We start from the raw sequence: 14,842 nt of genomic DNA on the forward strand, positions 1-14,842 counted from the left end.
CGGTGTAAATGACACGGCGGGCCGGAAGCTGCGCCCGCACGCCCTTATCGCTGATGCAACGGTCCGAATAAGATGCCATCCTTGGGTCCTTGACGTATTTGTCCTTTTGACGGCAGACAAGCCGGGTTAATGCCCGCATACGCGCAAATGACCTGGCGCAGCGCCCATCATGGGGTGCCGCGCCAGGATGGCCGAACCGGGAAGCGTTCGGCCGCTTCGGCGCAGGGTTGAGGTTGGGGTTTCAGATGCCGTGGGCGGCGGGTGCAGCCGCGGCGGTTCCGGTGGCAGGGTCCCGCGGGGGTGGGTCCCTGTGGGGAGGTGGAGTGGATATGGCCCCTAGGGCAGGACAATCATGCGGCTGAAGTCCTTTCATGCCCCAACCATGGGCGAGGCGATGCGCCTTGTCCGGGAGGTGCTGGGGGATGACGCCATCATCGTCGCCACCCGCGAGGAAGAGGGCGTCGGCGTCCGGGTGACGGCGGCGGTGGAGGAGTCCATCCCCGTTCCGGGCATGCCCGCCATCAACGACCGCTATCCCGACCCGCTGGCCCCCGACCCCGCCGACCAGGTGACGGACATCCTGTTCCGCCACGGCCTGCCGGCCGACCTGAACCAGCGGCTGATGGATAGCATCGCCGATTTCGACGCCAAGGACGCCCAGACCTTGCTGGCCGCCGCCCTGGAGTCCGTCTTCACCTTCCAGCCCCTGCCCGAGGGCCGCTTCCCCAAGCCCCTGATGCTGGTGGGCCCGCCCGGCGCGGGCAAGACGCTGACGGTGGCCAAGCTGTGCGCCCGCGCGGCCCTGAAGGGGCGGCCGGTGGGTGTCATCTCCACCGACACGGTGCGTGCCGGCGGCATCGACCAGCTGGCCGCCTTCACCCGCGTGTTGAAGCTGCGGCTGATGACGGTGGAGGATCCGTTGGCCCTGGCCGACGCGCTGGATGTGCAGCGGGGGGCGGAGCAGGTGCTGGTCGACAGCGCCGGCCGCAATCCCTACAGCCAGGCCGACCTGAACGACCTGCGCGATTTCCTGGTGGCCGCCGACATCGAGCCGGTGCTGGTGCTGCCCGCCGGCTTGGACCCGGTGGAGGCGTCGGAGATGGCCCGCGCCTTCCGCGCCCTGGGGGCCCGCCGCCTGCTGACCACCCGCCTGGACATGGCCCGGCGGCTGGGCAGCATGCTGACCGCCGCGCACGAGGCCGGCCTGGCCCTGTGCGACGCCAGCACCAGTCCGCGCGCGGCCGAAGGCCTGACACCCCTCTCACCCACATCGCTCGCCCGCCTGATGATGCCCGGCTCTGAAACCAGCGAACGCCGCGCCAAGCAAACGGGGACCCACGCATGAACGACCTTCTTTCCCCGACCGGCGCTCCGGCGGCCCTCGCCACCGCTGACAACGTCATGCCCCTGCGGCGCCAGAACATCCTGGCCGTGGCCAGCGGCAAGGGCGGCGTGGGCAAGACCTTCTTCTCCGTCACGCTGGCCCACGCGCTGGCGCGCAGCGGCAAGCGTATCCTGCTGTTCGACGGCGACCTGGGCCTGGCCAACGTGGACATCCAGCTGGGCCTGATGCCCAAGCGCGACCTGGGCCAGGTGATCGACGGCATGGTGACCCTGCAGGGGGCGGCCCAGCGCTTCCCTGAAGGCGGGTTCGACATCATCGCCGGCCGCAGCGGCTCCGGCAGCCTGGCCAACCTGCCACCGGCGCGGCTGACGCAGTTGCGCACCGAACTGGCGGACGTGGCCAAGAGCTATGACTGGGTGGTGATCGACCTGGGTGCGGGCGTGGACCGTATGGTGCGCACCTTCTCCGGCCCGGCCGGCACCACCCTGGTGGTGACGACGGACGAGCCCACCTCCATCACCGACGCCTATGCCTTCCTGAAGCTCAGCTACCAGGCCAACCCCATGGCCGACCTGCGGGTGGTCATCAACATGGCCGACAGCAAGGCGCTGGGCGAGAAGACGTACGAGAAGCTGCTGACCGTCTGTCAGCGCTATCTGAAGATGTCGCCCAAGCTGGGCGGCATCGTGCGGCGTGACGCCAAGGTGCGTGAGGCCATCCGCAACCAGTCGCCCCTGTTCATGCGCTTCCCCACCTCCGATGCCGCCCATGACATCGAGATGGTGGCCAACCGCCTGAACCAAGGGGGCTGATCCGGCGTGGCCCCCGGCTGGACGGCGCTGATCGGACTGGGGCCGCCCCCTGAGGAGCGGAGTGAGGGACGGAGCCTTCGGCCATGAGCGGCGTCCAGACCCCGTCCATCATCACCCAGACGGCCGGTGCCGGGGCCGGCGCGGCCCCCACGGTCCTGGGCCAGGTGACGGTGACCCAACTGCCGGACAAGCTGACCGGCCTGGCCCGGGCCCTGGCCATCAGCGGCATGGTCACGGAGCAGCAGGGCGACCAGGCCACCCTGCGCACCGCCGCCGGCGACGTGCAGGTCCGCACCGAAACATCCCTGCCCACCGACCGCCCCGTCACCCTGCAAATCCCGGCGCAGACCACAGGCGCCGCCCTGACCGCCACCGTGGTGGCGCAGGCGGCGACGCAAGCCGCGGCCCAGGCCGGCGGCGGTGGCCAAGCCGCTTCGGCGACGCAGACCCCGCCGGCGCTCCTCCCCCAGGTCCTCAACCCCGCCGCCAGCCTGCCGGCCCTGCAGGTGGGCACCACCCTGGCCGCCGTCCTGCTGAACCCCGCGCCCGCCGCCAATACCGGTACGCCCGGGCCTGACACCCCGGCGCCGGTGTCCGACATCAACCAGGGCCAGGGGCTGGGCCTGATCGTCGGCGCCCGGGGCGACACCGGCGACCAGCCCGACCTGACGGACGATTCCCCGCAGCAACCGCCCAGCCAGCCGGCGCTCACCCCATCATCCTCCACTTCCGCCACCGCCCCGGCCAGCGGCGGCACCGCCCCACCGCAGGCGCCTCCCTCGGACACCGGTGCCGGTGACGCGACCACAACCGGCACCGGTCAGCCGTCATCCGCCCCCCCACCCTGGACGCGCCCGCCACCAGCGACGGCAAAGCCCCCTCGGTGCCCACGGGCGCGCCCACTCCCGCGCCGGCCACCGGCTCGCTGGCGGAACCGCCGTTCGCGCAGACATCGATCGGCACGCCGGGCGCCGGCGCCTATCCGCCCTCGCTGGCCGACTTGTTGCCCGACATCGCACCACCGCCTTCCTCGGCACCCCAGGCACCGCCACTCGCCGGCGCCGGCGCCGGCGCCGGCGCACCAGCCCCGACACCTGATGCCCGGCCGTCACCAGGCCCATCCTCAGCCCAGCCCGCCCTGACGACGGCCACCGCGCCGGCAACGGCGGACACCGCCGCGCCAAGCGGCAACCCACCCCCCACGCCGGCCGCCGGGGCGCCCCCCTTCCCACACCGTCGCCACAGCCCGCCACGCCGGTGGCCGCCCAACCGGCGGCGTCTCCGCCGCTCAGCCGTGCCGCCACCCTGCTGGCGACCTTGAGCGTGCCGGAATTCCTGCCCGACCTGGGGACGTCCAAGGCATCGCCCACCCAATCCGGTGGTCCGGCACCGCGATCCGGCACCGCTCCATCCCCCAGCGCCGTGCCCCCGGTGGCGGACGAGGCGCCCTTCGTCAGCGGCGGCCTGTTCCTGAGCGCGACGCGGCCTGGTTTCGTGCGCACCGGCTTGCCCTCCGGCACCGCCGGCCCCTTTTCGCCCCTGCCCGCCGGCATGCTGACGCAAGGTCAGCCAGCCACGACACCAGCGGAGGCGCCCACCCCAAGCACCCCCGCACTCCAAACCACGGTCACCCAGACCGTGGCCCCCCAAGCCGCCCCCGTCGCGGCGGCCCCCCTCGCCAGCCTCCTGGCCCAAACCACGACGGCACCCACTGGGCAACCGCAGGCGCCACGGCCGCCGGCCGGCGCCCCAGCCCCGGTCCTGGCCGTACCGGCCGGCCAGGCCGGACCGTCGGCGGCCATGGGCGGGGGCGTCCCGGCCTCGCCCTTGGGCGCGCCATCGCAGCCCATAGGCATGGCGCCCGCCGCGCCCCTGTTGCCCGGCGCCCTGACGCCGCAGGCCGCGGCGGCGCCCGGCACCCCGGCGGCGGCCGGCGCCTACGCGTCGCCCCTGCACACCCCCGCCGGCCCCAGCCCGGGGCAGACGCTCAGCTTCACCCTGCTGTCCGTGCAGCGGCCGGGCATGGCCGTGGAAACCGCCGCCGACGCCGAGCCTGGCATCCTGCCGCCCGAGGACCCGGCGGCCCCCTCGCCTTCCGCCAGCCCGACGCGGCCCGGCGCCCTGCCGCCCCTCACCGGCACGGTGGTCGGGCTGACCCGTGCCGGCCAGCCGGTGGTGGAGACGCCCCGCGGCACCTTCCTGCTGCAGGCCCGCACCGATCTGCCCGTGGGCACCAAGGTACACCTGGCCCCCGCCGCCGCCCCGGCGCCGGAACTGGACACCGCGCCGCCACCCATCGACCCGGCGCGGGGCCGCGACTGGCCGGCCCTGCGCGAGGCGCTGTCGGTCATCGCCGCCAGCGACCCGGCCCTGGCGCACCAGTTGATCAACAGCGTCCTGCCCCGCCCCACGCCACAGCTGACCAAGACCCTGGTGATCTTCCTGGCGGCCCTGCGCGGCGGCGACGCCAGCGGCTGGCTGGGGTCGGAGGCCATGTCGACGCTGAGCAAGGCGGGGCGCGGCCGCCTGTCCGCCCGCCTGTCGGATGATTTCAACAGCATCGCCACCCAGGCGGCGGAACCCAACAAGGACGGCTGGCGCACCTACGCCGTGCCCTTCGGCGATGAGGTCGGCCGCCTCCAGGTGCACGTCCGCGCCATCAACGAGGAAGAGGGCGAGGAGGAGGGAGGCCCCGCCCGCGCGGCCCGTAACCGCCCGCTGCGCCGCTTCCTGATCGACCTGCAGCTGTCGCAGCTGGGCCCCATGCAGCTGGATGGCCTGATCTGGACGGGCCGCTTCGATCTGGTGATCCGCACCCGCCAACTGCTGCCCGGCAGCCTTACGCGGGAACTGCACGGCATCTACAGCAACAGCCTGGCGGCCGTGGGCTACAGCGGCGGGCTAGCCTTCCAGACCGGCGCCCATGGCTGGATCGATCACGCCGCCAACACGGCCGGTGGCGGCGTGGTCTCCGCCACGCGTATTTAGCGCCCCCTTGTTTCAATCTCCCCGCCGTCCCACCTTGGTTAACGCCCTCGGACGTGAACAAGCGGGACCTGCCCCATGGACAACCAGCCCACCCTCACCCTGAACGACGGCCGCGCCATGCCCCAGCTGGGCCTGGGCGTCTGGCAGACCCCGGACAGCCAAGCCGCCCCCGTGGTGGGTGCCGCGCTGGAGGCCGGGTACCGGCTGGTGGACACCGCCGCCATCTACGGCAATGAGGCCGGCGTGGGCCGGGGCCTGCGCGGCACCGGCATCACCGCCCGCAGCCTATTCGTGACCACCAAGCTATGGAACGACAGCCACGGCACGGAGGCGCCGGTGGCGGCGCTGGACCAAAGCCTGTCGCGGCTGGGCCTGCCCGCCGTGGACCTCTATCTCATCCACTGGCCGACGCCGGCCCGCGCCCGCTATCTGGAAACGTGGCGGGCGCTGATCGCCCTGCGGGAAATGGGCAAGGCCCGCTCCATCGGCGTATCCAACTTCACCGCCCCGCAGCTGGCCCAGTTGATCGAGGAAACGGGCGTGATGCCGGCCGTGAACCAGGTCGAACTGCATCCCCGGTTCCAGCAGCGTGAGCTGCGCGCCTTCCATGAGGAACACGGCATCGTCACCCAGTCGTGGAGCCCGTTGGGCCAGGGCAAGCTGCTGGATCACCCGGTGCTGGTGGAGATGGCGCGCAAGCATGAACGGACGGTGGCGCAGATCATCATCCGCTGGCACCTGGACCTGGGCCTGGGTGTCATCCCCAAGTCCGCCACCCCCCACCGCATCCGCGAGAACATCGCCGTCTTCGACTTCCGCCTGGATGAGGCGGACAAGGCCCGCATCGCCGGCCTGGACGACCCGCGCGGCCGCCTGGGCCCGCACCCCGATGATTTCAACTGAAAGCTATTCGGCGAAGGGCAGCTCCGGCCCCGACAGGTAGGTCGAGACGGTGTCGGAGACCTTGACCTGCCCCCGGCCGGAGCGGTCCAGGTCCCAGGTGTAGGTCTTGCCGTCCGCCGTGGTCAGCGTGCCCTTGGCGAAGCACTGGGTCCAATCCAGCTCCTCCCGCCAGGCATGCTCCGTCACCTCCTTGGCCTTGGCGAACCAGCGCGTGGCCGCCTTGTCGCTCAGATGGAAACGGGCGCACCTCTCCCTGGTCTCGTCGCCGTCCAGCTTTTCCTGCCAGATGCCGGCCTGCTCGACATGCACCCGCGTGATGATGAAGGAGGTGGGCTTGGCCTGGGCCGAGGCCTGCGCGACCAGCAGCGCGAACAAGACGGCAAACGCCCGCCGCATCATTCCTCCCCCATCCCGCCCTCTTCCTGCTGGCGCAAGTGGCGCTGGGCGGCGACCTCATCCAGCATCATGGCCTCCTTGCGGGCCAGTTCCGCCTTCTCCTTGCGGATGCGCTCCTCCTCCGCCAGTTCGAAGCGCTTCAGCTCCTGGAAGGCCTGGGCCAGGTCATCCTCCGCCCGCCGCATGGCGATCATCAACTGCTGGCGCGCCGTCTCCATGGCGTTGCGGCGCAGCTTGATCTGGGGAAGGTAGCTGGCGAACGCCATCGCCATGTCGACGGAGGTGCCGGACAGCTGGCGCTCCATCTCCACCTGCGCCTCGAACTGCTGACGTTCCAGGGTCAGCCGATCCTCCTGGTCACGCAGTTGGGTCAGGTAGCGCCGCTTGTCGTCCACTTGGTTCTTGTGCAGCCGGATCAGGGCCTTCAGGCTTTTCATGGGTTAGGGTGATCCCGGTTCGGCTCAGACGGGCCAGCTGGCGCCGTTCAGGATGGCCTGCAGCTGCGCGTAACCGGTGGCGAGGTCGCTGCGTTCATGCCGGCCCTGGCGCAGGAATCCCTCGATATGGGGGTTCAGCTCGATGGCGCGATCCACCTGCGGGTCGCTGCCCCGGCGATAGGCGCCCAGGCGGATCATCTCCTCCATGTCGCTGTAGGAGGACATCAGCCGGCGGGCGGCGATGACCAGCGCGTTCTCCTCATCCGTGTTGCAGTCCGGCATGGTGCGCGAGACGCTGCGCAGGATGTTGATGGCGGGATAGCGCCCGCGCTCGCCGATGCGGCGTTCCATGACGATGTGGCCGTCCAGGATGCCGCGCACGGCGTCGGCGATGGGCTCGTTATGGTCGTCGCCGTCCACCAGCACGGTGAACAGGCCGGTGATGGTGCCGTCGCCCGCCCCCGGCCCCGCCCGTTCCAGCAGGCGCGGCAGCTCGGCGAACACCGTGGGCGGATAGCCCTTGGTGGTGGGCGGCTCGCCGGCGGACAGGCCGATCTCGCGCTGGGCCATGGCGAAGCGGGTGACGCTGTCCATCATGCACAGCACGTCCTGGCCCTGATCGCGGAAATGCTCCGCCACCGCGAAGGTCATGTAGGCGGCCTGGCGGCGCATCAGCGGCGGCTCGTCGCTGGTGGCCACCACCACCACGCTGCGCGACAGGCCTTCCTCGCCCAGGTCGTCCTCGATGAACTCCTGCACCTCGCGGCCGCGTTCGCCGATCAGACCGATGACGGTGACGGAGGCGGCTGTGTAGCGCGCCAGCATGGACATCAGCACCGACTTGCCCACGCCGGAACCGGCGAAGATGCCCATGCGCTGTCCGCGGCAGCAGGACAGGAAGGTGTTGATGGAGCGCACGCCCAGGTCGATCTTCTCCCCCACCCGCTTGCGGGTGCTGGCTTGGGGCGGGGCCGCCTTGATGGGGTTGCCCACAGGGCCCAGAGGCAGGGGCCCCTTGCCGTCCAGCGGTTCGCCCAGGGCGTTGATCACCCGCCCCAGCCAAGCCGGCGTGGGGTGGATCTCGGGCTGGCCCTCGCTCACCTCGGCACGGCAGCCCAGGCCGATGTCCTCCAGCGTGCCATAGGGCAGCAGCAGGGCCTTGCCGTTGCGGAAGCCCACCACCTCGCACGGCACGGGCCGTCCCCCGCGCGAGATGACGCGGCACCGTCCGCCGATGGACAGGCGGCGTTCCACGCCGCCCACCTCCACCAGCATGCCCAGCACCGACGTGACCCGTCCGAAGATCTTGAAGGGGGCGAGCGCCTCGATCTCGGGGATCAGGATGTTGGGGTCGTACATCATCGCCTGCCTCTCACGCCCAAAAACCGCTGTTATCAAGCCACTACGCCCCGAACCGCTCCGGCCGGCGAGCCTGTTCCGGAGGGGTGCCCACAACGGGTGGGATAGCTAAAGGATAGCCTTACCCGCGTAGCATAATGCCGCGGCATCTGTTAACCTAGTCGGCAGTTAACCTCCCCGCTCCCTTGAGACTACACCCCTTTCAAGGAAGACGCCCATGAGAGTACTGGTCGTAGAAGACGATCCGTCGATGGCCAAGAGCATTCAATTGATGCTCAAATCCGAAGGGTTCATCGTTGACATAACCGATCTTGGCGAAGACGGCCTGGAGATCGGCAAGCTGTATGACTACGACATCATCATCCTGGATCTGATGCTGCCCGACATCGACGGGTACGAGGTGCTGCGGCGCCTGCGCTCGGCCCGGGTGACCACGCCCATCCTGATCCTCTCCGGCCTGACGGAGCTGGACGCCAAGCTGAAGGGCCTGGGCTTCGGTGCCGACGACTACTTGACCAAGCCCTTCGACAAGCGCGAACTGTTGGCCCGCATGCAGGCCATCGTCCGCCGCAGCAAGGGTCATTCGGAAAGCGTCATCCGCACCGGCGCGCTGACCGTGAACCTCGACACCCGCTCGGTCGAGGTGGCGGGCCAGCCCCTGCACCTGACGGGCAAGGAATACGGCATCCTGGAGCTGCTGTCCCTGCGCAAGGGCACCACCCTGACCAAGGAGATGTTCCTGAACCATCTCTATGGCGGCATGGATGAGCCGGAACTGAAGATCATCGACGTCTTCGTCTGCAAGCTGCGCAAGAAGCTGGCGCAGGCGACGGATGGCGGCAACTACATCGAAACCGTCTGGGGCCGCGGCTACGTCCTGCGCGATCCCAACGAAGCCCGGCAGCAGGCCGCCGCCAGTTAGCCCGCTAACGGTTCCAAATTCCAAAAGGCCGCGTGCCGCCTGACCAGGCCACGCGGCCTTGTTTTTTGATCGGCCGCATGAGCTTTAGCTTATGCCGTAGACCGCGACCGCGGTCGCCGGAACTTTCCGGAAAGCGTAGCGGACTGGAAAGTGAGGATAGCCAAGGCCACGGACATGGCCGCCCGGCGCTTGAGGGCGCACTAAACACTCGGCAGCTTGTGAAAGCCCGTCGCGCCCGGATCGGTGCCGGGCGACGCGTCCACATTGGTCACCCGAGCATGGGTCGGGCCCCGGCGGCATCGGGTCACCATGTCGGCCACGGCGGTGGACGCGCCGGCGAACAGGGCTTCCACCGTGCCGTCGTTCCGGTTCCGCACCCACCCGTCCAAGCCCAGTTCCAGCGCCTGCTCCACCGTCCAGTTGCGGTAGAAGACGCCCTGGACCCGGCCGCGCAGGATGACATGGATGGCTATGCGGTCAGCAGGCTCGACCATCACCGGCTCCATCGGCGAAGTATCAAAGTGGTCAAGGATATAGCGCCACCGGCCGTCCGGTGCCAACGGTCGGGGCGATGTCCGGTTCCGATACGGCAACGGCGGGATGGACAAGGCTGGTCGGCCTTCGGCATCATCGCCGGCGACGGCCTGACGGGCCTGCAACCAAGTGGGGAAGGAAGCGATGCGGCGCGCGGTACTGGAATGGGGTCGCTTCATCCTGATTTGGGGCGTCTGCGTCCTGTCGTTCCGGGCCTTCGCCTTCGGCAGCTATTACGTCCCGTCGGAAAGCATGCTGCCGACCCTGGCGGTGGGCGATCATTTCATCGCCGCCAAATACGCCTACGGCTACAGCCGCCATTCGCCGGACATCACCCTGCCGGAAGGCTTCATTCCCACCGCCGATGGCCGCCTGCTGGCTCACCTGCCCCAGCGGGGCGACATCGTCGTGCTGAAGCCGGAAGGGGCGCCGGAGGCCCTGGTGAAGCGGGTCATCGGCCTGCCGGGCGACACGGTGCAGATCGCCCATGGGCGGCTGGTGCTGAACGGCCAGGTGATCAGCCGGCATGAGACGGGCGCCTACGATTATCGCGACGATCACGGCCGTACCGTGCATGTGACGGAATATGTGGAGGACCTGCCGGCCACCGACGGCAGCCTGGCCCGCCACGCCGTCCTGCAGCGCAGCGATGAAGGTCCGGCCGACAACACCGGCGTCTACACCGTGCCCGCCGGCCATGTCTTCCTGATGGGTGACAATCGCGACAACAGTCAGGACAGCCGCTTTCCCTATCCCGACCTGGGGTTCGTGCCGCTGGACCGGGTGATCGCCCGAGCGCAGTTCACCGCCTACACCAACCACTTCTGCAAGGCCGAGGGCGACCTGACCTGCCCCGGCGGCGACTGGACCAGCCGCTTCGGCCGTGGCCTGAAGCCCTGACCCCTCCCCCCTTTTTCAGGAACCGCCTGCCCCCATGGCCAAGCCTCCCAAGCCGCCAGCCGGCCCCACCATCCCCGCCGAGGAACTGTTCGCCCAGGGGGTGGAGCACCAGAACCAGGGCCGCTGGGCGGAAGCGGAGGCCGTGTACCGCGAGGTCGCCCGCATGCTGCCGCGGGCCTCGGCCGTGCACTGGAACCTGGGCACCGTGCGCAAGCACCTGGGCCAGTGGAAAGAGGCGCTGGACGCCTTCCGCAAAGCCGTCAGCCTGGACCCGACCTGGCGCGGCCGTGATTTCAACATCGGCCTCTGCCATCAGAAGCTGGGCCACACCAACGAGGCGGCGGAGAGCTTCGCCCGCGCCGTGGCGGCGGAACCGGACGATCCCATCAACCGCTTCAACCTGGCGGCGGCCTTGCGCGACCTGGGCCGCCTGGCCGAGGCGGTGGTGCACACCGAGACGGCGCTGGAGCTGAAGCCGGACTTCATCGAGGCGGAACTGCAACTGGCCAAGCTGCGCACCGCCCTGACGCCGCGCTGGCATGTGCCGATGATGAACGACGTCGAGCGCAACGCGGCCTATGAGGCGGCCCTCACCGCCGCCGTGCGCCCCGGCGACATCGTGTTGGAGATCGGCACCGGCTCCGGCCTCTTGGCCATGATGGCCGCCCGCGCCGGCGCCGCCCACGTCTATACCTGCGAGGCCGATCCCACCATCGCCGAAACGGCGCGCGCCATCATCGCCGCCAACGGCTATGCCGATCGCGTCACCGTCATCGCCAAACCGTCGGGCACGGTGACGGTGGGCAAGGATCTGCCGCGCCCGGCCGACCTGCTGGTCTCCGAGATCCTGTCCAGCGACCTGCTGTCGGAGCGGGTGCTGCCGGCGGTGCGCGACGCCAAGGACCGGCTGCTGACGCCCGAGGCGCGAATCATCCCCCAGGCCGGCGGCGTGCGCGCCCTGCTGGCCGAAAGCCGGGTGATGGAGCGCAGCTTCTTCGTGGAGGAGGCCTGCGGCTTCAACCTCGGCGACTTCAACCGCCTGGCCCCCCGTGCCGTCCGCCTGGACCGCATCGTGCCCTTCAAGCCGCTGTCCGCCCCCGTGCAGGCCCTGACCGTGGACCTGGCCGATCCCCGGCCGGGACAAAGCTGGCGCAGCAGCCAAGCCGTGCCGGTGACCGCCGATGGCCGCTGCGTCGGCCTGCTGCAATGGATATGGCTGAGGCTGTGGGACGGCGTGGAGTTCGAGAACAGCCCCCTCACGCCCGCCGAGGCGTCGGGCTGGCAACCCGGCCTCTACCTGCCTCGCCACCCACTGGACCTGATGGCGGGCGAGATGGTGGAGATCAACGCCTTCCACGACGGCCATAACGTCTGGCTCAGCCTCAAGCGCTGACGGGAGTCAAATCACCAGGTGTCCGCGCCGGTTGGCGATGCCGATGGTGGCGTGGGTGCCAGACACGGGAAAGTCTTTCTTGTCACGATGCCCCAAATGGTGGAAGAAATCCCCAGAACAACGCGATTAAGGGGAGCGATTTACGATGGGAGCATTCGAGACGGCGACGGCGCGGCGGTCCTTGCTAAAAGGGCTGGGCGCCCTGGCGGTGGGAGCCAGTCTGCCAGCCAAGGCGCAGCAGTTGCTGGCAGACCCCGGCATAGAACTGCATCCTCTGCCCCGTGTGGTCAGCAAGGGGGCCTGGTCCGACCTGGCGCGGGCCATGAAGGGCGACTTGGTCTTGCCCAATGACGCTTATTTCAGCAACTACTCCCAGGTTAACAACCTGTCCTATTCCCAGCGTCCGGCGGCCATCGCCCGCTGCGAGACCGACGCGGACGTGAGTGCCTGCCTGAAATGGGCACAGAACACCAACACGCCCTTCGCCGTGCGGTCCGGTGGTCACAACTACGCCGGCTTCTCCACCACCTCCGGTCTGCTGGTCGACATGTCGCCCATGGCCAAGATCAAGGCGGACGGCGACCGCGTCATCATCGGCGGCGGCGCCATCAACGTGGCGGTCTACCGGGCGCTCGAGCGCATGGGCCGCACTATCACCCACGGCCGGTGTGAAGGCGTGGGCGCCGCCGGTTTCCTGCTGGGCGGCGGCATCGGCTTCAACATGCGACTTTACGGCATCGGGTCGGATCTGCTGCGCTCCACCGACCTGATACTGGCCAATGGCGAGAAGGTGACGGCCAGCGCCACCGAGCACGCCAAGCTGTTGTGGGCCTGCCAAGGCGGCGGCGGCGGCAATTTCGGCGTTAACACCAGCTTCACCCTCCAGACCTTCCCGGTCAGCACCGTCACGGTGTTCATCCTGAACTGGAGCAAAAACCAGGAACGGGTGTTGTATGACCTGCTGCACCGCCTGCAAGAGGCGCCCCCCGGCTTTGGCTGCAAAATCTCCGTCACCCCCCCGACGCCGGAGCAGCGGGCCCAGGGCGACGACATCGTCATCTCCGTCATGGGACAGGCTCACCGGGGCACTCCCCCCTTGAAGGAGTTGTTCGGCACCCTGCTGGAACAGGCGGATCCGAAGCGCAAGATTGAAATCGACGTGCCCTATTGGGAGGCGCAGGACATTTTGGCGGAAGAGGCCTTCCCCTATTTTTACCGGGAGCAGTCCGTCTTCCTGAAGACGGAGAACCTGACAGAAAAGGCGGTGGCCGATATGATCGCCACGGCCCGGGCCATGCCCGGCACCAGCCTGCCGTCTTCCTTCAAGTTCTTCCAGGTGGGCGGGGAAGTGAATAAGCTGAAGCCCACCGACACGGCCTTTGTCCACCGCGGTTTCGACTGGCTGTTCTCCAGCGAGGTCAACTGGTGGGAACTGCGCGATCCGCCCAGCCTGGTGTCGGACAACCTAGTCTGGCAGCAGCAGTTCTATGACAAGGTGCGCCGGCTCACCCCCTTGGGGGGCGCGTACCAGAACTTCCCGGACCCGGCGCTGAGGGATTGGCAAGGCGCCTATTACGCGGAGAACTACCGGGACCTGCAGAAGGTGAAGGCGGAAGTCGACCCGGGTTCGCTGTTCACCTTCGCCCAGGCGATCAAGCCGGCCTGATCCAGGGCAAAGCATCCCGGACACGGCGCCAGGGGAACGGAGTGCCCATACCCCTGGCGCCGCCCGAAGGCGGAACTACTCAATCATCCAGCATGCCGGCCAACTTCAGGGCCACGCCCATGTCGCCCTGGACCTTCAGCTTGCCGAAGGTGAAGGCCAGGGTGGGGCTGAGCTTGCCTTCGCTGAGCTTCACGAAGTCGGCCAGCGAGATCTTCAGGGTGGTGTTCACATCCACCGGGTCGCGCGACACGGTGGGCACCTTGGTCGCGTCCAGGAACAGCGCCCCGTCGGTGCCGAAGTCGAACTTCACCTTGGCGCCCAAGCCGGTGAACTGGGAAAGCGAGGCGCGCATCTTGGCTTCAAGCTGATCGAAGGTCATGGGGGAACGGGTCCTTGATATGCGGGGCCGAGCGGTTGTTGCACTGCATATAAGGGGGCGCCGCGCGCCCAGTTCCAATGTTTTCTGCCGCCCCCCGGCTCAGGCCTTCAGGAATCCCAGGTAACGCAAACTGGCAGCCAGATCGGCCTTCAGCGATGCGCGCCGGTCCTTGGCCTCATCATCCTCGCCCCACTGCTCGATTTGGAACGACTCGTCGAGTTCGGCCAGCTCGAAGGCCTGGTCGGCGTCGATACGGCCTTCAAACAGGGCCAGGCCCAGCACCAGCGACCCGGTCAGGGCCACGGCGTTCTGCACACCGGTCAACTGCCAGTCGTCCAGTTCCTCCAGCGCGCGCTTCAGCGCGTTCAGCGCCGACGGATCCTGGGCGCGGTGCATGATGCCGGTGGTGGTCTGCAGCAGGGCGTCGTAGCGCAACGCCGCCCAGTCCAACAGCGGCTGCCAGGCGCGGGACTGCCGCTCCGCCAGCTTGGCGGGCTCCGCCGCGCGATAGCACAACAGGTCGGTGCCGCCATAGGCGGCCGCCCCGTCCAGGATGGTGGCGCGCTGCGGCCCCACCCGGTCGACGCAAGTGGAGGCCAGCTGCATCATGGGCATGGCATCCGGCACGACGGTGTCGCCCTGGGCGTCCCACTCCGCCGCCACCGCCCGGGCCAGCGCTTCGGTCGGCAGCACCAGGTCGGCCTTCGCCGGCGACTTCAGGATGCGCGCGTCCAGCCGCACCTGCCAGCCACCATGCGTGCCGGGCACCACGGCCACCGTCTTGTAAATCCGCTTCATCAGATCGTTC

At 69.1% G+C, this 14,842-nt stretch carries 15 protein-coding genes; 9 read left to right on the plus strand and 6 right to left on the minus strand.

Translation table 11 applies throughout. The features are described from left to right. The first annotated feature begins 352 nt into the window (after positions 1-352). From UAA55_RS25195 to UAA55_RS25215, 5 genes are all read left to right on the plus strand, one after another. Entirely contained in the window at positions 353-1,345 is a 993-nt protein-coding gene (locus UAA55_RS25195; RefSeq protein ID WP_322956241.1) for a flagellar biosynthesis protein FlhF, read from the plus strand. After that, entirely contained in the window at positions 1,342-2,157 is an 816-nt protein-coding gene (locus tag UAA55_RS25200; protein ID WP_004274049.1) for a MinD/ParA family protein, read from the plus strand. Before UAA55_RS25195 ends, UAA55_RS25200 begins: the two co-directional genes overlap by 4 nt. Before the next feature lie 83 nt (positions 2,158-2,240). After that, entirely contained in the window at positions 2,241-3,299 is a 1,059-nt protein-coding gene (locus tag UAA55_RS25205) for a hypothetical protein (RefSeq protein WP_322956242.1), read from the plus strand. Between the two features lie 115 nt (positions 3,300-3,414). Then, positions 3,415-5,145, plus strand: a complete 1,731-nt coding sequence (locus UAA55_RS25210) for a hypothetical protein (RefSeq protein ID WP_322956244.1) — start codon at positions 3,415-3,417, stop codon at positions 5,143-5,145. A 75-nt stretch (positions 5,146-5,220) separates the two neighbouring features. Beyond that, positions 5,221-6,048: an aldo/keto reductase gene (locus UAA55_RS25215; RefSeq protein ID WP_322956246.1), complete on the plus strand. Its 828-nt coding sequence runs from the start codon at positions 5,221-5,223 to the stop codon at positions 6,046-6,048. Positions 6,049-6,051: 3 nt separating this feature from the next. Here the strand turns inward: UAA55_RS25215 and UAA55_RS25220 are convergent, their stop codons facing one another. From UAA55_RS25220 to fliI, 3 genes are read right to left on the minus strand one after another with little or no spacing between them, the layout of a single operon-like run. Beyond that, positions 6,052-6,447, minus strand: a complete 396-nt coding sequence (locus tag UAA55_RS25220; protein ID WP_322956248.1) for a hypothetical protein — start codon at positions 6,445-6,447, stop codon at positions 6,052-6,054. Continuing rightward, positions 6,444-6,881 carry a flagellar FliJ family protein gene (locus UAA55_RS25225; RefSeq protein ID WP_322956250.1) on the minus strand — a complete coding sequence of 146 codons (438 nt, stop codon included), beginning with the start codon at positions 6,879-6,881 and terminating at the stop codon, positions 6,444-6,446. The genes UAA55_RS25220 and UAA55_RS25225 overlap by 4 nt, the downstream gene beginning before the upstream one ends. Positions 6,882-6,905: 24 nt before the next feature. Next, a complete protein-coding gene (fliI, locus tag UAA55_RS25230) occupies positions 6,906-8,243 on the minus strand; it encodes a flagellar protein export ATPase FliI (protein WP_322956251.1) in 1,338 nt (445 codons plus the stop codon). Positions 8,244-8,457: 214 nt separating this feature from the next. On the opposite strand from fliI, the gene ctrA reads away from it, so the two are divergent. Further along, entirely contained in the window at positions 8,458-9,162 is a 705-nt protein-coding gene (gene ctrA, locus UAA55_RS25235) for a response regulator transcription factor CtrA (RefSeq protein WP_322956252.1), read from the plus strand. A gap of 200 nt (positions 9,163-9,362) precedes the next feature. Here the strand turns inward: ctrA and UAA55_RS25240 are convergent, their stop codons facing one another. After that, a complete protein-coding gene (locus UAA55_RS25240) occupies positions 9,363-9,656 on the minus strand; it encodes an acylphosphatase (protein WP_322956254.1) in 294 nt (97 codons plus the stop codon). Between the two features lie 184 nt (positions 9,657-9,840). Between UAA55_RS25240 and lepB the strand changes: the two genes are divergently transcribed. The 3 genes from lepB to UAA55_RS25255 all read left to right on the plus strand — a co-directional run bounded on the left by lepB (position 9,841) and on the right by UAA55_RS25255 (position 13,655). Beyond that, complete coding sequence (lepB, locus tag UAA55_RS25245; RefSeq protein ID WP_322956256.1) at positions 9,841-10,596, plus strand: signal peptidase I; 756 nt, start codon at positions 9,841-9,843, stop codon at positions 10,594-10,596. A gap of 34 nt (positions 10,597-10,630) precedes the next feature. After that, positions 10,631-11,989, plus strand: coding sequence for a tetratricopeptide repeat protein (locus UAA55_RS25250; protein WP_322956257.1), 1,359 nt, complete (start codon positions 10,631-10,633; stop codon positions 11,987-11,989). Positions 11,990-12,134: 145 nt separating this feature from the next. Beyond that, entirely contained in the window at positions 12,135-13,655 is a 1,521-nt protein-coding gene (locus UAA55_RS25255; protein WP_322956258.1) for an FAD-binding oxidoreductase, read from the plus strand. Between the two features lie 79 nt (positions 13,656-13,734). Here UAA55_RS25255 and UAA55_RS25260 read toward each other — a convergent pair whose 3' ends face one another. Beyond that, on the minus strand, positions 13,735-14,034 hold the full coding sequence (locus UAA55_RS25260; RefSeq protein WP_088871739.1) for an SCP2 sterol-binding domain-containing protein: 300 nt from the start codon (positions 14,032-14,034) through the stop codon (positions 13,735-13,737). A 99-nt stretch (positions 14,035-14,133) separates the two neighbouring features. Continuing rightward, on the minus strand, positions 14,134-14,832 hold the full coding sequence (locus UAA55_RS25265; RefSeq protein ID WP_322956260.1) for an ATP12 family chaperone protein: 699 nt from the start codon (positions 14,830-14,832) through the stop codon (positions 14,134-14,136). Positions 14,833-14,842: the final 10 nt, after the last annotated feature.

Origin of the sequence: Nitrospirillum guanabarense (assembly GCF_034653355.1) — a bacterium.
In the GTDB taxonomy this organism is placed as follows: Bacteria; Pseudomonadota; Alphaproteobacteria; order Azospirillales; family Azospirillaceae; genus Nitrospirillum.